General features: G+C 67.0%; 20 protein-coding genes and 2 tRNA genes. 10 read left to right on the top strand and 12 right to left on the bottom strand.

The features are described 5' to 3' along the window. Window position 1 precedes the first annotated feature (1 nt). Window positions 2-1,507, top strand: a complete 1,506-nt coding sequence (locus AADJ02_RS08590; protein WP_341212584.1) for a thiamine/thiamine pyrophosphate ABC transporter permease ThiP — start codon at window positions 2-4, stop codon at window positions 1,505-1,507. After that, window positions 1,494-2,189: an ATP-binding cassette domain-containing protein gene (locus tag AADJ02_RS08585; RefSeq protein ID WP_341212583.1), complete on the top strand. Its 696-nt coding sequence runs from the start codon at window positions 1,494-1,496 to the stop codon at window positions 2,187-2,189. Before AADJ02_RS08590 ends, AADJ02_RS08585 begins: the two co-directional genes overlap by 14 nt. A 204-nt stretch (window positions 2,190-2,393) precedes the next feature. Here AADJ02_RS08585 and AADJ02_RS08580 read toward each other — a convergent pair whose 3' ends face one another. Genes AADJ02_RS08580 through petA form a run of 3 tightly spaced genes read right to left on the bottom strand, consistent with a single transcriptional unit; the run spans window position 2,394 to window position 5,166 of the window. Continuing rightward, complete coding sequence (locus AADJ02_RS08580) at window positions 2,394-3,236, bottom strand: cytochrome c1 (RefSeq protein WP_341212582.1); 843 nt, start codon at window positions 3,234-3,236, stop codon at window positions 2,394-2,396. A 14-nt stretch (window positions 3,237-3,250) separates the two neighbouring features. Further along, window positions 3,251-4,594, bottom strand: a complete 1,344-nt coding sequence (locus tag AADJ02_RS08575) for a cytochrome b N-terminal domain-containing protein (protein WP_341212581.1) — start codon at window positions 4,592-4,594, stop codon at window positions 3,251-3,253. Between the two features lie 11 nt (window positions 4,595-4,605). Beyond that, entirely contained in the window at window positions 4,606-5,166 is a 561-nt protein-coding gene (gene petA / locus AADJ02_RS08570; RefSeq protein WP_341212580.1) for a ubiquinol-cytochrome c reductase iron-sulfur subunit, read from the bottom strand. Window positions 5,167-5,489: 323 nt separating this feature from the next. On the opposite strand from petA, the gene AADJ02_RS08565 reads away from it, so the two are divergent. After that, window positions 5,490-6,137, top strand: coding sequence for an outer membrane beta-barrel protein (locus tag AADJ02_RS08565; protein ID WP_341212579.1), 648 nt, complete (start codon window positions 5,490-5,492; stop codon window positions 6,135-6,137). Between the two features lie 140 nt (window positions 6,138-6,277). Here AADJ02_RS08565 and AADJ02_RS08560 read toward each other — a convergent pair whose 3' ends face one another. From AADJ02_RS08560 to dapF, 3 genes are all read right to left on the bottom strand, one after another. Then, entirely contained in the window at window positions 6,278-6,883 is a 606-nt protein-coding gene (locus tag AADJ02_RS08560; RefSeq protein WP_341212578.1) for a glutathione S-transferase, read from the bottom strand. 133 nt (window positions 6,884-7,016) lie between these two features. Next, window positions 7,017-8,279: a tRNA (N(6)-L-threonylcarbamoyladenosine(37)-C(2))-methylthiotransferase MtaB gene (gene mtaB / locus AADJ02_RS08555; RefSeq protein ID WP_341212577.1), complete on the bottom strand. Its 1,263-nt coding sequence runs from the start codon at window positions 8,277-8,279 to the stop codon at window positions 7,017-7,019. After that, complete coding sequence (gene dapF, locus AADJ02_RS08550) at window positions 8,279-9,106, bottom strand: diaminopimelate epimerase (RefSeq protein WP_341212576.1); 828 nt, start codon at window positions 9,104-9,106, stop codon at window positions 8,279-8,281. The genes mtaB and dapF overlap by 1 nt, the downstream gene beginning before the upstream one ends. A 94-nt stretch (window positions 9,107-9,200) precedes the next feature. Here dapF and AADJ02_RS08545 point away from each other — a divergent pair. After that, window positions 9,201-9,276 (top strand) — tRNA-Lys (locus AADJ02_RS08545). Between the two features lie 297 nt (window positions 9,277-9,573). Here the strand turns inward: AADJ02_RS08545 and AADJ02_RS08540 are convergent. Together AADJ02_RS08540 and AADJ02_RS08535 are read right to left on the bottom strand one after the other, a co-directional pair. Further along, complete coding sequence (locus AADJ02_RS08540) at window positions 9,574-10,590, bottom strand: histidine kinase dimerization/phosphoacceptor domain -containing protein (protein ID WP_341212575.1); 1,017 nt, start codon at window positions 10,588-10,590, stop codon at window positions 9,574-9,576. 157 nt (window positions 10,591-10,747) lie between these two features. Continuing rightward, window positions 10,748-11,773 carry a LacI family DNA-binding transcriptional regulator gene (locus AADJ02_RS08535; RefSeq protein WP_341212574.1) on the bottom strand — a complete coding sequence of 342 codons (1,026 nt, stop codon included), beginning with the start codon at window positions 11,771-11,773 and terminating at the stop codon, window positions 10,748-10,750. Between the two features lie 107 nt (window positions 11,774-11,880). Here AADJ02_RS08535 and AADJ02_RS08530 point away from each other — a divergent pair. Together AADJ02_RS08530 and AADJ02_RS08525 are read left to right on the top strand one after the other, a co-directional pair. After that, window positions 11,881-11,957, top strand: a tRNA-Arg gene (locus AADJ02_RS08530). Between the two features lie 188 nt (window positions 11,958-12,145). Beyond that, window positions 12,146-12,862: a Crp/Fnr family transcriptional regulator gene (locus tag AADJ02_RS08525; protein WP_341212573.1), complete on the top strand. Its 717-nt coding sequence runs from the start codon at window positions 12,146-12,148 to the stop codon at window positions 12,860-12,862. 4 nt (window positions 12,863-12,866) lie between these two features. Here AADJ02_RS08525 and AADJ02_RS08520 read toward each other — a convergent pair whose 3' ends face one another. Both AADJ02_RS08520 and AADJ02_RS08515 read right to left on the bottom strand, forming a co-directional pair. Continuing rightward, complete coding sequence (locus AADJ02_RS08520) at window positions 12,867-13,517, bottom strand: hypothetical protein (protein WP_341212572.1); 651 nt, start codon at window positions 13,515-13,517, stop codon at window positions 12,867-12,869. Between the two features lie 25 nt (window positions 13,518-13,542). After that, window positions 13,543-13,827 carry a hypothetical protein gene (locus AADJ02_RS08515; protein ID WP_341212571.1) on the bottom strand — a complete coding sequence of 95 codons (285 nt, stop codon included), beginning with the start codon at window positions 13,825-13,827 and terminating at the stop codon, window positions 13,543-13,545. 181 nt (window positions 13,828-14,008) lie between these two features. Here AADJ02_RS08515 and AADJ02_RS08510 point away from each other — a divergent pair, with 181 nt between their 5' ends. The 3 genes from AADJ02_RS08510 (at window position 14,009) to AADJ02_RS08500 (ending at window position 17,139) form a co-directional block, all read left to right on the top strand. Then, on the top strand, window positions 14,009-15,112 hold the full coding sequence (locus AADJ02_RS08510; RefSeq protein ID WP_341212570.1) for a hypothetical protein: 1,104 nt from the start codon (window positions 14,009-14,011) through the stop codon (window positions 15,110-15,112). 195 nt (window positions 15,113-15,307) lie between these two features. Then, complete coding sequence (locus AADJ02_RS08505) at window positions 15,308-15,937, top strand: ribonuclease HII (protein ID WP_341212569.1); 630 nt, start codon at window positions 15,308-15,310, stop codon at window positions 15,935-15,937. A gap of 92 nt (window positions 15,938-16,029) precedes the next feature. Then, window positions 16,030-17,139, top strand: a complete 1,110-nt coding sequence (locus AADJ02_RS08500; protein WP_341212568.1) for a site-specific DNA-methyltransferase — start codon at window positions 16,030-16,032, stop codon at window positions 17,137-17,139. On the opposite strand, the gene AADJ02_RS08495 is transcribed toward AADJ02_RS08500, so the two are convergent. Together AADJ02_RS08495 and mutY are read right to left on the bottom strand one after the other, a co-directional pair. Continuing rightward, window positions 17,136-18,278 carry an alkane 1-monooxygenase gene (locus AADJ02_RS08495; protein WP_341212567.1) on the bottom strand — a complete coding sequence of 381 codons (1,143 nt, stop codon included), beginning with the start codon at window positions 18,276-18,278 and terminating at the stop codon, window positions 17,136-17,138. The genes AADJ02_RS08500 and AADJ02_RS08495 overlap by 4 nt on opposite strands. Before the next feature lie 9 nt (window positions 18,279-18,287). Beyond that, a complete protein-coding gene (mutY, locus tag AADJ02_RS08490; RefSeq protein ID WP_341212566.1) occupies window positions 18,288-19,364 on the bottom strand; it encodes an A/G-specific adenine glycosylase in 1,077 nt (358 codons plus the stop codon). Window positions 19,365-19,410: 46 nt separating this feature from the next. On the opposite strand from mutY, the gene AADJ02_RS08485 reads away from it, so the two are divergent. Next, window positions 19,411-19,920 carry a DciA family protein gene (locus AADJ02_RS08485; RefSeq protein WP_341212565.1) on the top strand — a complete coding sequence of 170 codons (510 nt, stop codon included), beginning with the start codon at window positions 19,411-19,413 and terminating at the stop codon, window positions 19,918-19,920. Window positions 19,921-19,927: the final 7 nt, after the last annotated feature.

Genomic DNA, 19,927 nt, shown 5'->3' with positions numbered 1-19,927 from the left:
TGTGGCGAGATGGCCCGGCGGCATCGCCGCCGGGCTGGTGCTGGCACTGACGCTGGGCACGCTGGCGGCCGTGATCTGGCGCGCGGGTTTCGCACTGCGGCTCGGCCCCGCCGATCTCTCGGCGATCTGGTTCACCACTTGGCAGGCGGCGCTGTCGGCCTGCGTGTCGGTCGTGCTCGCCATGCCGGTGGCGCGGGCTCTGGCACGGCGGCGGTTTTTCGGGCGCGGCGCGCTGGTGACGCTTCTGGGGGCACCCTTCATCCTGCCAGTGGTGGTCGCGGTGATTGGCCTCATCGGCGTGTTCGGTCGCGGCGGGCTTTTGAACGACGCGCTGGGGCTGGCAGGTCTTGGTCCCGTCTCGGTCTATGGCTGGCACGGGGTGGTGCTGGCGCATGTATTCTTCAACCTGCCCTTGGCAGTGCGGCTGATCCTGCAGGGCTGGATCGCGATCCCCGCCGAACGCTTTCGCCTCGCCGCTTCGCTCGGCGCGCCGGTGGGGCGACTGCTCGAAGGGCCGATGCTGCGCGCCGTAGTGCCGGGGGCTTTTGCCGTCATCTTTCTCATCTGTCTGACGAGCTTTGCCGTGGCGCTGACGCTGGGTGGCGGGCCTCGCGCGACCACAGTGGAGTTGGCGATCTATCAATCCCTGCGATTCGACTTCGATCTGGGCCGTGCCGCGGTGCTGGCGATGGTGCAGTTCGGCCTTTGTGCCGCCGCCGCGTTGATGGTGCGGACGGCAGGCGCACCCGAGGCGCTGGGCGCAGGGCTCGACCGGGTGGTCGAGCGTTTCGAGCCGGGCGGGCAATTGCGTGATGCGGTGGCCATCGCCCTTGCCACGCTGTTTCTCATGGGGCCGCTGGCGATGATCGTGGCGCGCGGCGCGCCGGGGCTGTTTGATTTGCCCGATGGGGTCTGGGCGGCGGCGCTGCGCTCGATCTCGGTGGCGCTGGGGGCGACGGTGCTGACGCTGGCGCTGGCCTTGGCGTTGGTGCTGCGCGGGGGCGGGCTGGCGCAGCTGTCGATGCTGCTGCCGCTCGCCGCTTCAAGCCTCGTGATGGGCACGGGGCTGTTCGTGGTGCTCTATCCGCTGGTTTCGCCCCGCGATGTGGCGCTGGTGGTAACGGGGTGGGTGAACGCTGCGATGGCGCTGCCCTTCGCGGCGCGCGTGCTGGCCCCCGCTGTGGCACAGGCCGAGGCCGCGCATGGGCGGCTGGCGACCTCACTTGGCCTCGCCGGCTGGGCGCGGCTGCGCTGGCTGCTGTTGCCACGCCTGCGCCGCCCCTTGGGGTTCGCCGCCGGGCTGACGGCGGCGCTGTCGATGGGCGACCTCGGGGTGATCGCGCTTTTCGCGGGCGACGGCGAAGCGACGCTGCCACTCTTGATGGTGCGCCTGATGTCGGCCTACCGGATGGAGCAGGCGGCGGGGGTGGCGCTGGTGCTGCTGGGCCTGAGCCTCGCGCTGTTCTGGATCTTCGACAGGGGAGGGCGCGTCGATGCTGCGGCTTGAGGGGTTGGAGATCCGGCAGGGTGAGTTCGGCCTCTCGGCGGATTGGGCGCTGGAGGACGGTGCGGTCTGCGCAGTGATGGGGCCATCGGGTGGCGGCAAGTCGACGCTGCTCGCCACCATCGCGGGGTTTCTCGCGCCCGGTGCGGGCCGCGTCCTCTGGGATGGGCGCGACCTGACGCCGCTGTTGCCCGCCGCGCGGCCGATTTCGATCCTGTTTCAGGACAACAACCTGTTCCCGCACTTGACGGTGGAGCGCAATCTCGCCTTGGGTCTCGATCCGCGCGGACGGCTCGACGCGGAACGGCGGCGCGCCATCGGAGAGGTGCTGGAGCGCGTCGGCCTGGACGGCATGGGCGCGCGCAGGCCCGCCGCGCTCTCGGGCGGGCAGCAAAGCCGGGCGGCTCTGGCGCGGGTGCTTCTGATGGACCGGGCGTTGGTGCTGCTCGACGAGCCATTCGCCGCGCTCGGGCCGGGTCTGCGGGCCGAGATGCTCGATCTGGCGCGCGAGGTGCTGGCAGGGGAGGGGAGGACACTGCTGATGGTGAGCCACGCGCCGGAGGACGCGGCGCGAATCGCGAGCCACATCGTTCTGGTCGATGCCGGTGTTGCCGCAGCGCCCGAGGCGGCGGCACCCCTACTTGCCGATCCGCCCCCGGCGCTCAGGGTCTATCTCGGGCGCTGAGGCACTGGGCGACGGCTTCTGTCCATCGCCGCGTTCGGGGCATGGCGGTGCCTTGCGCATCGCAGCAGGAGGAGAAGGGGCCATGACGTCGGAGCGTCACGTGCCGTCCCTTTTGCTTCCGATGCCCAGCCTATCCGGCCACATACCGCGCATGAAAAAAGGCGCCCCCGAAGGGGCGCCCCGTGATCCGTGCGGCGCGGACGATCACTCGTCGCGGGGGCCGTACTTGGCGCGATGCCAAATCCGCTTGTTGGTGAGGTAGAGCAGAACCGCGAGGATGCCGAGGAACAGAACGCCGGTGAAGCCGGCCTGCTTGCGGGCCATCATCTTGGGCTCGGCGGTCCACATCATGAAGGCGGTCACGTCCTTGGCCTCTTCCACGACCGAGGCTTCGTGGCCGTCCTCGTAGACCACGTCGTCGCCAAGAAGCGGCGGCGGCATGGCGATCCAGGAGCCGGGCACCTCGTGGTGGCCGTCTTCGTCGATGCAGCTTTCGGGAAAGCCGCCGGAGCCGAAGGCGACGTTGTAGTAGCCCGGAAAGTCCTCGGGCGCGCACTCGGGCGTCTCTTCGTAGCCGGTCAGCAGCGACGCGATGTACTCCGGCCCGCCCATGCCCTTGAAGAGCTGGTTCATGCCCGAGCCATAGGGGCCGTGGAAACCCGCGCGCGATTTCGCCATCAGCGACAGGTCGGGTGCCTCGGGCAGCGAGCTCTCGGGGAACTTGTCCGCCGCGGTGGCGGGGCGGAAGTCGTCGAGTTCCTCGTCGAAGGTCTCGAACTGCGCGGCATAGGCCCGCACCTGATCCTCGGGCAGGCCGGGGCCGCCCTCATCCGCGAGGTTGCGGTAGGAGACGTACTTCAGCCCGTGACAGGCGGCACAGACCTCGGTGTAGACCTGAAGGCCCCGCTGAAGCTGCATCTGGTCGAAGGCCCCGAAGGGACCCTCGTAGGGAAAGTCGTAATCCGTGATGTGCGTCTCGGACTCCGCGGTGGCGGCGCCGGAGAGGCCCATCGCCGCGATCGCGGCCAGCGTGACGGTTCTCAGCATGTGTCTTGCCTCTCTCACTCGGCCGGCTTGACGACGGTGTGGGTGCCGCCGGTCTTTGGGTCGTAATGCGCGTTGAAGTCTTCTTCGATCGTGCCGGGGATCGGCAGCGGCTTCTCGATCACGCCCAGAAGCGGCAGGATCACGAGGAAGTAGCCGAACCAGTAGGCGGCCCCGATCAGCGAGATGTAGGGATAGATGCCCTCGGCGGGCATCGCGCCGCCCCACATCAGCACGAAGAAGTCGACGACCAGCAGCGCGAACCACCACTTGAACATCGGGCGATAGCGGCCCGAGCGTACCGAGGAGGTGTCGAGCCACGGGGCCAGCGCGATCACCGCGATGGCGCCGAACATCGCCAGCACGCCGAAGAACTTCGCGTCGACGATGCCGAAGGTGATCCACTCGGCGAACATCACGACCCAGACGTCGGCGGTGAAGGCGCGCAGGATCGCGTAGAAGGGCAGGAAGTACCACTCGGGCACGATGTGCGCGGGCGTCGAGAGCGGGTTCGCCTCGATGTAGTTGTCGGGGTGGCCGAGATAGTTCGGCATGAAGCCGACGATCGCGAAGAACACCGCGAGGATCACGGCGAGCGCGAACAGGTCCTTCAGCACGAAGTAGGGCCAGAAGGGCAGGGTGTCGCGCTTGGCCTCTTCCTTCGAGGTGCGGCGCACTTCGACCCCGGTGGGGTTGTTGTTGCCAGTCGAATGGAAGGCCCAGATGTGCACGACGGTGAGGCCCGCGATGATGAAGGGCATCAGGTAGTGCAGCGAGAAGAAGCGGTTCAGCGCAGGCTGGCCCACGGCCGAAGCGCCCAAGAGCCAGGTCTGGATCGCCTCGCCCACGAAGGGCACGGCGCCGAACAGGCCGGTGATCACCGCAGTGCCGTGGAACGACATCTGACCCCAGGGCAGAACGTAGCCCATGAAGGCGGTGCCCATCATCAGGAGGTACATAAGGATGCCGATGATCCAGGTGACTTCGCGCGGGGCCTTGTACGAACCGTAGTAGAGGCTGCGGAAGATGTGCGCATAGACCGCCACGAAGAACAGCGAGGCGCCGTTGGCGTGCATGTAGCGCAGCATGAAGCCGCCGTTCACGTCGCGCATGATGTGCTCGACGCTGGCGAAGGCCATGTCGACATGCGGCGTGTAGTGCATCACCAGCACGATGCCGGTGATGATCTGCAGCGCCAGAGTGAAGGTGAGGACGATGCCCCAGATCCACATCCAATTGAGGTTTTTCGGCGTCGGAATCATCAGCGTGTCATAGAGCAGGCCGATGACCGGAAGGCGGTTGTTGAGCCAGCGCTCGCCACCCGTCTTGGGTTCGTAATGATCGTGCGGAATACCGGACATCAGGGGTCTCCTCAGCCGAGCTTGATGGTCGTCTCGTCGACGAATTCGGCGACGGGAATGGGCAGGTTGCGCGGTGCGGGCCCTTTGCGGATGCGGCCGGCGGTGTCGTAGTGCGACCCGTGGCAGGGGCAGAACCAGCCGCCGAAGTCACCCTGCTCGCCCAGGGGCACGCAGCCCAGATGGGTGCAGACACCCATCTGCACGAGCCATGTGCCGGTCTCGTCCAGCGCGCGGTTCTCGTCGGTGGCGAGGGCGGCACCGTTCAGGTTGTCGTTCTGTGCGATCGGGTCGGGCAGCGAGTTGACGTCGACCTCGCGGGCGGCGGCGATCTCTTCTTCGGTGCGCGAGCGGATGAACACCGGCTTGCCCTGCCACAGCACGGTAAGCTGGGTGCCGGGCTGGACGCCGGAGACGTCGACCCGGATCGAGGCGAGCGCCAGAACGTCGGCCGAGGGGTTCATCTGGTTGACCAGGGGCCAGACCGCGGCGCCGGCCACGACAGCCCCCGCACCGGCGGTGGCATAGTAGAGAAAATCGCGGCGTGTGCCCTGATGATCGTCTGCGTGTGACACGGGGGTGATCTCCGGTATGGCTGGGGCGGCGTCGCCCGGACGGCAAAAGACCGCGGGCCGTGACCCGCTTGGCGTTTTGGCGCTGTTTAGCCATCAATCCCGCGCCCGTCCAGCGGACAATACCGCGCAGCCGGAGGCACCTAGGCCCCGTGACCCGCGCCGACAAGGGGGCGGGGTCTGCTTGCCGTTGCGGGAATGCGACAACGGAAAATTGAAATGGCTTTGCCTTGGGGTTTGTTACTGGGATCTCCAGATTCGGGTGATAGTGGCGCGAGTCTGTCGCCCATCCCTGTCCGCCACCGTCCGACCGAAAGTCATATCCGATGTTCCGCCTCGCCGCTCCGCTGCTCCTGATCCTGCTTCCCGCCCTTGCCCATTCCGAGGTCGAGTTGAGTTTCTATGGCGGTGTTCAGGGCGCGCCGCATTCGGGTGTCACGGTCGATCGGCCCGGCACCACGAGTGACCGCGATTTCACCGCCGGCTGGGAGGGCAACTCCTTCGACGCGCCGCCGCATTACGGCCTGCGCGCGACCTGGTGGCGCGGCGACAATCTCGGCTTCGGCCTCGATTTCAACCACACCAAGGTCTATGCCGACGACGACACCCTTGCCGACGAGGGGCTCGAGACGTTGGAATTCACCGACGGGCTCAATATCCTGACGCTGAACGCCTATCGCCGCTTTCCCGATGCCGCCTATGGCCTGACGCCATATGTCGGTGGCGGTTTGGGCGTCGCGGTGCCGCGGGTCGAGTATGACGACGGCGAGGGGCGCACCGACGAATACCAGCTCACCGGCCCGGCGGTCGCGCTGATGGCGGGGGCGAGCTACGCCGTCACCGACAGCATGTCGGTGTTCGGCGAATACAAGGGCACCTATTCGCAGAACGAAGCCGACCTCGTCGGCGGCGGCACGCTGGAATCGGACATCGTCACCAACGCGCTCAATCTCGGCGTCAGCTTCAACTTCTGATCCTGCGCTTGTCCGAGCCTCCCCCGCCTCGGGCGGAGAAGGCTTTGGTGGGCCTCGATTTGGTGAAGCTTCCGCGCCTGCTTCGGGCTGTCCGCTACGGGTAAGCCCGCCTCAGGCGGTCATTTGTGGATCGGCCCGCCTCAGGCGGGCGGGGCCGTCGCCACCATACTCTCCCGCGTCGCAAAGCGTTCGGCCCATGCGGCAAGCTGCGGGCGACCCTCGCGCCAATTGCGCGTTCCATGCCGTAGGTCGAGATATCCCAGCGCGCAGGCCGCGGCGATCTGGCCCATGTCGATCTGCCCCTCGAGATGGCTGACCCAACGCGCCTCGATCGCGTCGAGACTGCGCTCCACCTTGCGCCATTGTCCCTCGACCCATTTCGGCGACCGCTCGCCTTCGGGGCGGACACGATTTTCGAGCACCATCGCCAGCGCCGCATCCATGATCCCGTCGGCCGTGGCCTCGAGCGTCAGAACCTCCCAGATCCGGGTCTCGGGATAGAGCCGCCCACCTGCGCGCGCGTCGAGATAGCGGGTGATGACCCGGCTGTCATAGAGGGCGGGGCCGTCGTCGCGCACCAAGGCGGGGATCTTGCCCAGCGGGTTGGCATGGATCACGTCCACCGGATCGCCCAGCGGGTCGGTCGCGGCGGCGATCTCGGTGACCTGATCGGCCTGACCCGTCTCGATCAGCACGACGCGGACCTTGCGGGCAAAGGGCGAGGCGGGGGAGGTGAGAAGTTTCATGTGGAACGCTCCTGTGTCACGGCGCAGTCAAGCAGCGGGGGCACAGACGCGCAAGGGCGGGGCGGTGCGTAAGCCTGCCCCGGTTCCGCAATTCCACGAACATGCCGGACCCGCGAACCTGCGGGCCCGGCCTTCAGCCCGCCGAGAGCCGGGTGCCGGACACCCCGGTGATCGCGGCCTCGACGATGCGCCCCTCGGGGCGATCGGTGGCAAAATCGACCTCGGCGAAATGCTCGGTCCGGCCCATGCGGGGGCTTTCCATGAGGATGCGATGCTGGCGTCCGACCTGCGCGCTCAGATGCGCCTGTGCGGCCAAATCGCCCGCCGCCCGCAACCGTGCCGCGCGCGCCTTGATCGCCGGACCCTTCACCTGCGGCATCCGGGCCGCTGGGGTGCCGGGGCGCGGCGAATAGGGAAAGACGTGCAGCCAAGTGAGATTGCACTCCTCAACCAGCTTCAACGAGTTCTCGAAGGCCGCCTCGGTTTCTGTCGGGAAACCCGCGATGATGTCGGCACCAAAAGTCATGTCGGGCCGCAGGCGGCGCGCGTCCTCGGCAAAGCGGATCGCATCGTCGCGCAGGTGGCGGCGCTTCATCCGCTTGAGAATCAGGTCGTCGCCGTGCTGCAGCGACAGGTGCAGATGCGGCATCAACCGCGGCTCGGTGGCAATGGCCTGCATCAGGTTCTCGTCCACCTCGATCGAATCGATGGAGGAGATGCGCAGGCGCGGCAGGTCCGGCACCAGCTTGAGGATCCGCATCACCAGATCGCCAAGCCGCGGCGTCGCTGGAAGGTCGGCACCCCAAGAGGTGAGATCGACGCCGGTCAGCACGACCTCCTCGTAGCCGCGATCCACCAACCGCTTGATCTGCTCGACCACCACGCCCGCGGGCACCGAGCGCGAATTGCCGCGCCCGAAGGGGATGATGCAAAAGGTGCAGCGGTGGTCGCAGCCGTTTTGCACCTGCACATAAGCGCGGGAGCGGCTGCCAAAGCCGTCGATCAGATGTCCGGCGGTCTCGGTCACGCTCATGATGTCGTCGACCTGCACCGGCTCGGTCGCGCCGATCAGGTCGGGGGCCATGCCTTTCCATGTCTCGGGCTGCATCTTCTCGGTGTTGCCGATGACGAGATCGACCTCGGCCATGTCCGAGAATCGCTTGGGGTCGGTCTGCGCCGCACAGCCCGTCACGATGATCTTCGCGGTCGGGTTCTCGCGGCGCAGGCGGCGGATCTCTTGTCCCGCCTTGCGCACGGCCTCCGCCGTCACGGCGCAGGTGTTGACCACCACCGCGTCCTCGACACCCGCCCGTGCGGCGAGATCCTTCATCGCCTCGGTCTCATAGGCGTTGAGGCGGCAACCCATGGTCGCGAAAATCGGTGCTTTGCGGTCCATCAGAGCCTCCAGACCCCGTCGAAGACATGCGCGGTAGGGCCGGTCATCCAGACCCCGTCGTCGCGCCAGTCGATATGAAGCGTGCCGCCATCTAGATCGATGGTGACGGTGCGCGAGGTCAGCCCCCGGCGCGCGGCGGCCACGGCCACGGCGCAGGACGACGACCCCGATGCCAGCGTCAGCCCCGCCCCACGCTCCCAGACTCGCATGCGGATGCGGTCGGGGCCGGTGATCTGCGCCACCTGCACGTTGGTGCGCTCGGGGTAGAGCAGATGATGCTCATGCGCCGCGCCAAAGCTTTCGATGTCGATGGCCGAGACGTCGTCCACGAAGAAGCTGCAGTGCGGGTTGCCCATGCCGGTGGCGGTGGGTGCGCCCTCGATCGGCAACGCCAGCGTGTCCATCTCGCGCGCCAGCGGGATCTCGTCCCAGCGCAGCTGCGGCTGGCCCATGTTGACGGCAACCAGCCCATTCCCGGCATCGCGCGCGGCAAGGCGACCGCGTTCGGTGGTGATGTCGAGTGCGGGCTTGCCCGTGCGCGCCATCTCCCACGCCGCGATACATCGCGTGGCGTTGCCACAGGCCGCTGATTGCGATCCGTCGGCGTTCCAGAACACGAGATGCAGATCCGCGTTCTGGTTCGGGCCTTGGCCCGCGTGGATCGTCGCCAGCTGATCGAAGCCGACGCCGCGATGCCGGTCGGCCATGGCGCGCGCGAGTTCCGGCGTCACGGTCGGAACTGGCCCGCGCGCGTCGATCACGACGAAGTCGTTGCCAAGACCGTGCATCTTCATGAACGGCAGGCCGGAGGGTGTGTTTTCCTGCATGGCGGGCCAATAGCAAAGCCTGCGAACTTTATCCAGCAAAAGGGGAATTTTGCGGTTGACCCCCCCCGCCACTCCCCTTAGAGACCCGCCCAGTGGGCCGTTAGCTCAGTTGGTAGAGCAACTGACTTTTAATCAGTGGGTCGCAGGTTCGAATCCTGCACGGCTCACCACTGATCACTCCAGGATCATCGATCGCGGACGGGGCGGGTGCGCATGCCTTCCCCCGCCGCGGCATGCCGTCCGAGAGCGTGATTATCTCTCGACTTTGCCGTGTCTGACCTTGCGGTTGTAGCCTTTGCTTCCCCCCGGTTCTGCCGAGTCGCTGCAGCCCGCTCTGCGCCGCACCCGTGGCGGGCGGCTTCCGAAGGGGCACGATCCGCGAAGAGCAGTTCGACACGCACCGCGGGTGACGCCTCAGGGATGGTAGGCATGGCATCGTCGCCGCGCGGCCGAGGCGGTGGCTGGGTTTAGATGCCGGGAAAGCGCAGCGTCACCGCCGTGCCTTCGGGCCCGGTGTCGATCACCGGTTCGCCGCCAAGCTGCGTGGCGAAGGCCCGAACCAACTTCTGGCCGATGCCGCTGACATTGTCGCTTTCGTCGCGCAGGCTGGAGGCAAGGCCGCGGCCGTTGTCGCGGATCTCGAGCCTGAGCGCGCCGTGTTCGGTGGTGTCGAGCGCCACGATCACGGTGCCCGCGACGCCGGGGGCGAAGGCGTATTTCAGGCTGTTGGTCACCAGTTCGTTGACGATCAGCCCAAGCGGCACCGCGATCCGGGTGGACAGGCGCACCGGGGCGATGCGGGCCTCGATCCGCACGTCATCGCGACCGATAGACGCGGCGAGGCCGGCGACGATCTGATCGAGGTAGTCACGCGAACAGACGGTGTCGATCGAATTCGAGGCGTTGAGCCTGCGATAGAGGTTGGCCACCGCCTGCACCCTCTGGCCGATCCGGCGCAGCGCCTGCCGCCCTTCGCCTTCGGGGCGGGCACGCGATTCCATGGAGATGATCGAGGAAATGGTGCCAAGGCTGTTCATCACGCGGTGGTTCAACTCGATGAGAAGTTGCCGTGCCTCGGACAGTGCCGTTTCGCGTTCGGCTTCGATGCGTTTGGTCTCGGTGATGTCGCGAAAATGCAGCGCAAAGCGGCCGAGCGGTTCGACCGGCACGGCATAGACCTCGAAAAACCGGCCCATCGCCGGGGATTCCTGCTGAAAGCGCCGGGATTCGCCGTCGAAGGCGATCCGCCCGTAGGTTTCGACCCAGATGGGTTCGAGGTTCGGGACCAATTCGCGCGCGGTGCGACCGGTGGCCCCGTGCAGCCCGGTCATCTCCTCGAACTGCGGATTGGTCTGAATAAATCGGTAGTCGACCGAGCGTCCTTCGGCATCGGTGAGCATCTCGCAAAGGCAGAACCCGTCGTCCAGAAAGCCGATGATCATATCAACTTCCCGCGGCGTCATCTGCAGCGGCATTTTCGTCATGGCCCGCGTCCCCCTCGTCTGGGCAGCCTTCCCAGCGGTCGCCTTTCCCCGAGGCGGCCTGTGGATAAGAGGGTAGGCCAAGACGTAACCTATGCGAAGGGGGTATCTCCTCCAAGTAGGCGATGTTCGGCTCCGTACCCGGCGCAAAAAATGCTTTTCAGTGGCGTCGCAGCGTGTCGCCGCGTGCGATCAGCGGCGTCAGTTCGACGCGTTCGCCACCGCCCTCGGAGGGGTTGGCGCAGCGCGCGGCAATGATCCGGGCCGCCTCGCGGCCGATCTCGCGGCGGCAGGCGTCCATGGTGGCAAGCTGACGCGGCAGACCGTCGAGAAGCTCGACCCCGTTGAACCCCGCAAGCCCGATCTGGCCGGGGATGTCGATGCCCTGTTCGAGCAGCCACAACAGCCCGCCGGCGCCGATCATGTCGTTGGAGAAGTAGAGGAAATCGAGATCTGGTGTGCGCTTGAGCAGCGCCTCGGTCATTTCGCGCCCTTTCTTGAGCGCCGAGCCGCCCGAGTAGAATTCCTGGTCCGAGATCTCGATCCCGGCGCGGGCGAGATGTCGGGTGAAACCCTCGAAGCGTTTGCGCGCCCGGTGGTCGGCGGGCATCTTGGTGCCGAGAAACCCGATGCGGCGATAGCCCTCTCGCAGAATCGCCTCGGCCATCTCGCGCCCGGCGCGGCGATGGCTGATGCCGACGCAGGCGTCGATCGGCGCGCCGTCGCTGTCCATGATCTCGACCACCGGGATTTCGGCGCGCATCAACATCGCGCGACTTGCCTCGGTGTGTTCGAGCCCAGCGATGATCACCCCCGAGGGGCGCCAAGACAGCATTTCGAACAGCACCCGCTCCTCGGTGTCGGGCAGGTAGTCGGTGACGCCGAACACCGGCTGCAGCCCCGTGCCCGCCAGCGTTTCGGAGATGCCCGAAAGCACCTCCGGGAACACCATGTTGCCAAGCGAGGGTATGATCACGGCCACGAGGTTCACTCGGCTCGACGCCAGGGAGCCCGCGATGCGGTTGGGCACATAGCCCAGCTTCTTGGCCGCCGCGCGTACCTTGGCGCGGGTGGCCTCGCTGACGTCGCCCTTGTTGCGCAGCACCCGGCTCACGGTCATTTCGCTGACGCCCGAAGCCTCCGAGACGTCTCGGAGCGTGAGCGGGCGGCGGGGCGGAATGGTCATGGGCACTGTCCGAGGATGGAAGGTATACCAGAGCTATAGGCCGGGGCGGCGGGCTTGTCCAAGCGACGTTGACGGGCTGGGCAAAGCCGGGCATGGAAAGGGGACGTGGCCCCGTGGCTCAACTGGATAGAGCAGCCCCCTCCTAAGGGGCAGGTTGCAGGTTCGAATCCTGCCGGGGTCACCAACTCCCTCATGACGTGATAAGATGGCGGCTCCTGCCGTCTATTTGTGCGAGTCCGCACGGATGATTGCCTCATACTGGCGTTTGCTGTTGCGTGGAATTAGCACGACGATGTGGGTGTAATATCGTGAGAGATGCATCCGGTGGGGTCGAGCACCTGCAGTGCGACCGCCCGGAACAAGAAGGCGCCGATGAAGGTCGAAGAAAAAGGCACACGAGGTGATGGCAACCAGCTGCTGGCCCGGATGCCCGCAGCTCTGGCCGATCTCATGCTGACACATCTCGAATCCGTCGACCTGCCCCAAGGCATGATCATCGAGCAACCGGACGAAGCGGTCGAGCACGTCTATTTCCCGACCCGTGGCGTCATCTCCATCGTCGCGATGACCCCCGAAGGCGGTGCCCGGATCGAGGCCGGCCTCGTCGGACGCGAGGGCATGTCCGGCTCCATGGTGGTACTGGGCACCGATCGATCGCCGCACCAGACCACGGTGCAGATCGGCGGCGCGGGCTACCGGATGGAGACGTCGCGCCTGCAGGAGGCGTTGCAGCAGGACGCCTTGCGCGAGCGGCTCTTGCACTACTGTCACGCGCTGTCGATCCAGACCGCACACACCGCGCTCGCCAATGCCAAGCTCAAGCTCGACGCGCGCCTCGCGCGGTGGCTCTTGATGTGTCACGACCGGATCGAGGGCGACGAGGTGACGCTGACGCATGATTTCCTGTCGACCATGCTCGGCGTGCGCCGCGCCGGTGTCACCGTGTCACTGCACATCCTCGAAGGGCAGGGGCTGGTGCGCGCTACGCGCGGGCTGATCCGCATCATCGACCGCGAGGGGCTCGAGGAGATGGTGGGCGGCTGCTACGGCGTGCCGGAGGCGGAATACACGCGGCTGCTGACGGCCTGAGCCGTCACAGCATCCGGATCACCGATTTGTCGATCGCCAGAACATAGCCGCGTTTGGCGATGTTCTTGACCAGAAGTTCGCTGACCAGCTGGTTGCCCAGCGTATCGCGCAGCCGCTTGATCCGGGTGGCACCGGCCGCCTCGTCGCAATCGGCGGCCGACCGGCCCGAGATCACCGCTTCGATCTCCGAGCCGGACAGCACCTCGTCATCCATCCGCGCCTCGGCCAGAACCGAGAGCGTCTCGATCGCCGCAGGTGTGAGCTTGAATTCGAAATCGTTGAGGTGCACCGCGTTCTGATCACGGCTGATGACGAGGCTGTTGACCTCGATGCCCTTGCGCTCGATCCGGCCCATGCGGCGGTTGAGCTGCACCAGCATCAACAGGAACGCCACCGCCGCTACCAGCATGGCGAGCGCAAACGTCAGCAACACGAAGATCACGAAGCGGTAGCTCGACAGCACCTCCGAAAAGGCGGTGCCCGACTGCGCGAGGATCTCAAGGAGCTTGATCTCGGCTTGCGCGGTCAGGTCGTCATTCTCGACGAAGAGCCGTTCGACCCGGGCGTTGAAGGCATTGGCGTCGGGCAGGTTGACGAAAAGCAGGATCGCCGCGCCGATTAGCAATAGTGCGATCGCGGCAAGCCCCGCGGTCACGATCTTGTTGCCAGCCTGTCTTGCCTCAGTAGCGGAGGTAGAAATCGCCTGCACTGTCCCGCCTTTTCTCCAGACCATCTTCGCCGAACAGGCTCACGATGGCGAGGAGTTTCCAACCATCCGAGCCAAGCCGCGGGCGCAGCTCGTCCGCGGCGGCTTCGGGTTGGTCGCATGGCGGGGCGATTTCGGCAACGCCGTAATGCAGCCTGAGCGGATCGTCGCGCTTGGCTTTGTAGTCGGCGTAACAGGCCGCCTGGGCCGAAGCGGCGCCGGCGATGAGGAGGCAAAGGGTGAGTGCGAGGGTTTTCATGGGCTTCACCATGCGGTGTCGGCCTGTGCTATTCAATAACGGGACGCCCGGGACGCGGCGTTATTGCCTGTCGAGCCCTTTGCCCCAACTTTGCCTTCCAAGACCTGTCTCCCCCGGCCCCGCACCATCGGCCGGCCGCAGGGTGTCCGCTCCGCCGGGAGCCGAAAATACGGAGATCCACATGTCACGACGCCTCATCGCCGCGACCCTCTCGCTTTCGCTCGGACTGACCGGACTGGCTCCGGCCCCGGCGCTGGCGCAGCAAGACAGCCAGAACATGGGTCGCCTGATCGGCGGGCTGGTGGCGCTCGGCGTGATCGGCGCGGCGGCCAAGCAGGAGCGCGACAAGAAGAAGGACAAGCGCGAGAAAGCCGGGGCCGAGGCGCGCAAGGAAGCCGAGAAAGAGGCCAAGGACGCGCGCAAGGACGCCCGCAAGGCCCGCAAGGAGGCCGAGAAAAAGGCCGAAAAAGAGCAAAAGAAGCGTGAAGAGGCCCGGGCGGAAGCCCGCAAGGAGGCCGAAGACCGCGAGCAGGACCGCGACGAACGCACCCGTGCGGCGCTCGGAGCGCTGAGCGCGATCATCGGCGGTTCGGGCGGAGCGGCGGGGCTCGACATGATCGGTCGCGAGCTTGGCGTGGATCTCGGGGCCGTGCTCGGAGCGCCCACAAGCGCGCAGGTTCAGGCAGAGGCCAAAGCGAAAGCCCGCGCTGAGGCCCAAGCCCGCGCCGAGGCTCAAGCTCGTGCGGAGGCTCAAGCTCGTGCCGAGGCGCAGGCCCGTGCCGAGGCCGCGGCGCTCGCGCGCGCCGAAACCGAAGAGCGCCGCGCCGAGATCATCCGACAGGCCGAGCAGGAGCGCTTTGCCCAGATCGCCCGCGATGCCGAAGCGCGGCGGCGGGCCGAGGCGCGCGCCCGGCTCGAGGCGCAGATGGCCCCGGTCGCGCCCGCAGCCCCCGCCGCGCCCGAGGCGCTGCCACCGGTGCCGCGCGACGAGGTGACGCCGGATCTGTTGCGCGACTGGCAGCCGTCTTCGGCCAGCGCGCTGCCGATGCCCCAGACCACCACGCCGGTGGCCACGGGCGAGATACCCTTCGCCTGCCTGCGACAGCGGCAGATCGATTTCAAAGCCGCCTCGGTGGTCGATGGCGCCTGCCTCGACGGCTACCCGGTGCTGGCCCGCAGTTTTCCCGCCGATTGCGCCGTGACCGGCAGCGACGCGGGTCAGGTCACCACGGGCTATGACACGGAATGCCTGCGTGGTCGCGGCTACAGGATTGCCGTCCGGTAAAACGGTCGAGCAGAGATGCGGCACTTGCCCCAGTTGCCGCATCGCCCCGGGGGTGGGAGCCTTGGCTTTCACCCCCGCATAGGTTTCACGAGTGCGCCTTGTTGACGAGTGCGGGACGGCGGTGTCATGACACCCTGTCCCGTTTTTATGTCGGGGGCCTTGATCGTCGCCCGCACCCGCGCCAGAACCCCGGTCATGCCACCCGATTTTTCCTTCGAGACCGCCGCCCATGCCCGTGGGCTCTCCCGTATCTGCGGCGTCGACGAGGTGGGGCGCGGCCCGCTCGCCGGTCCGGTCACGGCGGCGGCGGTGATTCTCGACCCCGCGCGCATCCCTCAGGGGCTCGACGACAGCAAGAAGCTGAGCGCCAAGCGTCGTGCCGCGCTGGCCGAACAGATCCATGCCGTGGCCGAGGTTTGCGTGGCGCATGCCAGCGTCGAGGAGATCGAGACCAACAACATCCTGCGTGCCGCACATCTGGCGATGATCCGTGCCATCGCCGGGTTGCGGGTGCCGCCCTGCCACGTGCTGGTCGACGGCAACATGGTGCCGCGCGGGCTCAATCACCCCTGCGAGACGCTGGTGGGCGGCGACGGGCGATCGCTGACCATCGCTGCCGCCTCGATCGTGGCCAAGGTCGAACGCGATAGGATCATGGGCGACTTGGCCCTTGCCCATCCCGGCTATGGCTGGGAGCGCAACGCAGGCTATGGAACGGCCCAGCACAAGGCGGCGCTACTGGATCTTGGGGTGACGCCCCATCATAGGCGCAAATTCAAACCTATCCACAACATCTTGTATCAACCCGCAATCGCAACCGACTGATTCGAAAAAGATTTTGACACCGACTCACCTCTGACTCATAGTTATCCACAACCACGAAGCGGGCCACCGCCGCGGATCAGAGGCGTTTCACCATGACCACGAAGACGAAAAGCCGGGGGGCGGACACGCTCCCCCTGAACACCGTTCTGGCAGGCGACTGCGTTGCGCAGATGCGCAAGCTGCCGGATGCGAGCGTCGATCTGGTGTTTGCGGACCCGCCCTACAACCTCCAGCTCAAGGGCGAGTTGATGCGCCCCGACAACTCCCGCGTCGACGCGGTGGATGACGACTGGGACAGCTTCGACAGCTTCAAGACCTACGACAGCTTCACCCGCGCCTGGCTCAAACAGGCGCGCCGCGTGCTCAAGCCCGGCGGCGCGATCTGGGTGATCGGCAGCTATCACAACGTGTTCCGCCTCGGCGCCGAGCTTCAGAACCAAGGGTTCTGGATTCTCAACGACGTGGTCTGGCGCAAGTCGAACCCGATGCCGAACTTTCGCGGCAAGCGGCTGACCAACGCGCATGAAACTCTGATCTGGGCCTCGAAATCCGAGGGCGCGAAATACACCTTCAACTACGAGGCGCTGAAGGCGCTGAACGAAGGCGTGCAGATGCGCTCGGACTGGGTGCTGCCGATCTGCACCGGGCACGAGCGGCTGAAAGACGAGACCGGTGCCAAGGCGCATCCGACGCAAAAGCCCGAATCGCTGCTGCACCGGGTGATTCTCGGCACCACCAACCCCGGCGATGTGATCCTCGATCCGTTCTTCGGCACCGGCACCACCGGGGCCGTGGCCAAGGCGATGGGCCGCGACTTCATCGGCATCGAGCGCGAGGCTGACTACCGCCGCGTGGCCGAAGCCCGCATCGCGCAAGTGCGCCCCTACGATTCGGACGCGCTTCAGGTCTCGACCTCCAAGCGCGCCGAGCCGCGCGTGGCCTTCGGCGTGCTGGTCGAGCGTGGCATGCTGCGTCCCGGCGAGGTGCTGCACAGCCTCGGCGGCCGCCACAAGGCGCGGGTCCGTGCCGACGGCACGCTGGTCTGCTCCGAGGCCAAGGGCTCGATCCATCAGGTCGGCGCCCAGCTCGAAGGCGCGCCCTCGTGCAACGGCTGGACCTACTGGCACTTCAAGCGTGACGGCGCGACGGTGCCGATCGACCTGCTGCGCCAGCAGGTGCGCGCGGAAATGGCCGAGGGCTAAAACCCGCGCGGTTTCGGCAACTCGCCCCGCTTGTACGGCCCCCAATCAGCGACCTCCGGGTAGAATCGCCTGCGCCATGCCCGCACGCGCGGGTTCATCATGCGTCGCCACACGGGCGGGATCAGCGCCGCGATGCCCATGACCGGGTAGCCCTGCGGCAGATGCGGGGCTTCGCCCTCGGGGTAGGTCTGCAGCAGCGGATAGCGGCGGTCGGGCTTGTAGTGGTGATCCGAATGGCGCTGCAGGTTGATCAGCAGCTTGTTCGAAGCGCGGTGCTCGGCGTTCCACGAATGCCGCGGCTGCACATGGTCGTAGCGGCCATCGCCCAAATGCTTCCGCGTCAGCCCGTAGTGTTCGATGTAATTGACGAGTTCGAGCTGCCAGATCGCGACGAAGGCCTGCAGTCCGAAAAGCACCAGCCCTTCAATGCCGCCCAGCGCCAGCGCCAGCCCCAGCATCCCCGCCTGCAGCGCGGCATAGCGCCAGAACGGGTTCTTTCGGCTGCGCATGCCCAGCCCCTTGCGCGCCAGAAGCCGCGCCTCGGCGCGCCAGGCGTCACGCGGCATCCGCCACAGCACGCGCGCGAAATGGCGGTGAAATCCCTCGTTGTAGCGCGCCGTCACCACATCGGCGGGGGTGCCCACATGCAGGTGATGCACCCGCAGGTGATGCGAGCGGAACGGCGACCAGAGCACCATGGCCAGCAGGATGTCACCGAGCCAGCGCTCGACCCGGTCGCGCTGGTGCAACAGCTCGTGCGCATAGACGATGCCGACCGCGCCGGAGATTACGCCCTGACCGACAAACAGGCCGGTCTTCTCCCAACCGCCGAGATGCGTGGCCCGCGTGGCATAGGCGATCAGCCCGAAGGTCATCAGCGCCTGCGCGGGCACCCAGATCATGGTCAGCAGCCGGTGCCACCAAAGCGCGCTCTCCGGTGTCTCGGGGTCGGGATTGGCGCTGTCGAGCCCGCCGACGAGGTCGAGGATGTCGAACAGCAGCCAAGCGAAGGCGGGCAACAACAGCACCCACGCCCCCCCCATCAGCGCCGCAAAACCCGCCAGCGGCAGCGTCAGCAGCGACACCGCATAGGGCAGGGCCGAGAGAAAGGGGGCGCGCGCAGCGGGGAGCGTGGTCATTCGCGCAATCTAGCCCGCAGCCCTTGGGCGCTCAACGGAGAGATGCGGCGCCGCTGCGTCGTGCACCTTGCGCATCAGGGTCGGCAGGGCGGCGGGGCGAAACGCGTCGGCGGCCATGAAATGTCCCCGCTCGGGGTTCGAGGGCGGCAGCTCGGCCACCATGACCGAGAGGGTCAGGTGAAAATGGGTGAATGTATGCGTGGCCTCGCCTACCTCGCGCCACGCGGCGGGGGCAGGGGGGGCGGGCTGGGGCTCATCGCTCCAGTCCGATCCGGGAAAGCCCAGCATGCCGCCCAAGAGACCCTTGTTGGGGCGGGTCTCGACCAGCCAGTCGCCTTTGGCGCTCCGCCCGACATAGGCATAGCCGCGCCGGTGCGGCTTGGCCTTCTTGGGGGGCTTCACCGGACGCTCGGCTTGCGTGCCGTGTAGGCGCGCGAGGCAGGGATCGCGCAGCGGGCAGATACCGCAGGCCGGGCGGCGCGGTGTGCAGATCGTGGCACCGAGATCCATCACCGCCTGCGCGTGATCGCCGGGGCGCGCGCGCGAGGTCAGCCGCGCGGCATGGGCGACAAGCTCCGGCTTAGCGGCGGGCATCGGGGTTTCGACATCGTAAAGCCGCGACATCACCCGCTCCACGTTGCCGTCCACCACTGTTTCGGGACGGTCGAAGGCGATCGCGGCCACGGCGGCGGCGGTATAGGGGCCGATTCCGGGCAGGGCGATCAGCGCGTCATGCTTGTCGGGAAACCGGCCTTCGTGATCGGCGACGACGGCGCGCGCGCATTTCAGCAGGTTGCGGGCGCGGGCGTAGTACCCAAGCCCCGCCCATTCGGCCATGACGTCGGCATCGGAGGCAGCGGCGAGATCGGCGACCGTGGGCCAAAGCGCGGTGAAGCGGTCATGGTACTTCTTCACGGCGGCCACCGTGGTCTGCTGCAGCATCACCTCGGAGAGCCAGACGCGATAGGGATCGGGACGCGCGCCTGCCGATCTTTCGGCCGGACCGGTGCGCCACGGCATGATCCGGGCGTGGCGGTCGTACCAGTCGAGCAGCGCATCTGTCATTTCGGTCTCGGTCACGCGCATCCCCTCTGGTCCGGCCCCCCTCCCATCTAGTAGGCTGGGGGCTATCATGAAACAGCGACGCTTCTCCTCCACACGCGGTTTTGCACAGGCCTCGGGCCTGCTGCAGTCGCGCATCCGCGGCGCCTCCGAGGCGCGCGGCTTTGCCGTGACGCGGCTGCTCACCCATTGGGCCGAGATCGTCGGCGAGGATACGGCGCGCGTGGCGCAGCCGGTAAAGGTCGGCTACGGCCGCGACGGGCTTGGCGCGACGCTGACGCTGCTGACCACGGGGGCGCAAGCGCCGATGCTGTCGATGCAGGCCGAGGCGATCCGCGAGCGGGTCAACGCCTGCTACGGCTACCGCGCGATCGCCAAGGTGCGCATCACCCAGACCGCGCCCACGGGATTCGCGGAAGGGCAGGCGACCTTCGCGCCCGCCTCCAAACCCGTGCCGCGCGCACCCGATCCGGAGGTGACGGCGCAGGCCGTCAAGACCGCCGAAGGGGTCGGGGACACGGAATTGCGACTTGCGCTCGAGGCGCTGGGTGCCAATGTCCTGTCCAAACGTCGGAATTAAGACAGGA

Origin of the sequence: uncultured Limimaricola sp. (genome assembly GCF_964022235.1) — a bacterium.
GTDB lineage: Bacteria > Pseudomonadota > Alphaproteobacteria > Rhodobacterales > Rhodobacteraceae > Limimaricola.
Note: the sequence above shows the minus strand (reverse complement) of the source record. Positions and strands in the feature narration are given on the sequence as shown.

Coding starts and splice junctions, on each gene's coding strand:
- AADJ02_RS08535 (WP_341212574.1), bottom strand. CDS start 11,773: ATGACCATTCCGCCCCGCCGCCCGCTCACGCTCCGAGACGTCTCGGAG.
- AADJ02_RS08485 (WP_341212565.1), top strand. CDS start 19,411: ATGAAACAGCGACGCTTCTCCTCCACACGCGGTTTTGCACAGGCCTCG.
- AADJ02_RS08575 (WP_341212581.1), bottom strand. CDS start 4,594: ATGTCCGGTATTCCGCACGATCATTACGAACCCAAGACGGGTGGCGAG.
- mtaB (WP_341212577.1), bottom strand. CDS start 8,279: ATGGACCGCAAAGCACCGATTTTCGCGACCATGGGTTGCCGCCTCAAC.
- AADJ02_RS08580 (WP_341212582.1), bottom strand. CDS start 3,236: ATGCTGAGAACCGTCACGCTGGCCGCGATCGCGGCGATGGGCCTCTCC.
- AADJ02_RS08585 (WP_341212583.1), top strand. CDS start 1,494: ATGCTGCGGCTTGAGGGGTTGGAGATCCGGCAGGGTGAGTTCGGCCTC.
- AADJ02_RS08540 (WP_341212575.1), bottom strand. CDS start 10,590: ATGACGAAAATGCCGCTGCAGATGACGCCGCGGGAAGTTGATATGATC.
- AADJ02_RS08525 (WP_341212573.1), top strand. CDS start 12,146: ATGAAGGTCGAAGAAAAAGGCACACGAGGTGATGGCAACCAGCTGCTG.
- AADJ02_RS08505 (WP_341212569.1), top strand. CDS start 15,308: ATGCCACCCGATTTTTCCTTCGAGACCGCCGCCCATGCCCGTGGGCTC.
- AADJ02_RS08510 (WP_341212570.1), top strand. CDS start 14,009: ATGTCACGACGCCTCATCGCCGCGACCCTCTCGCTTTCGCTCGGACTG.
- dapF (WP_341212576.1), bottom strand. CDS start 9,106: ATGCAGGAAAACACACCCTCCGGCCTGCCGTTCATGAAGATGCACGGT.
- AADJ02_RS08560 (WP_341212578.1), bottom strand. CDS start 6,883: ATGAAACTTCTCACCTCCCCCGCCTCGCCCTTTGCCCGCAAGGTCCGC.
- mutY (WP_341212566.1), bottom strand. CDS start 19,364: ATGCGCGTGACCGAGACCGAAATGACAGATGCGCTGCTCGACTGGTAC.
- AADJ02_RS08500 (WP_341212568.1), top strand. CDS start 16,030: ATGACCACGAAGACGAAAAGCCGGGGGGCGGACACGCTCCCCCTGAAC.
- AADJ02_RS08565 (WP_341212579.1), top strand. CDS start 5,490: ATGTTCCGCCTCGCCGCTCCGCTGCTCCTGATCCTGCTTCCCGCCCTT.
- AADJ02_RS08515 (WP_341212571.1), bottom strand. CDS start 13,827: ATGAAAACCCTCGCACTCACCCTTTGCCTCCTCATCGCCGGCGCCGCT.
- AADJ02_RS08495 (WP_341212567.1), bottom strand. CDS start 18,278: ATGACCACGCTCCCCGCTGCGCGCGCCCCCTTTCTCTCGGCCCTGCCC.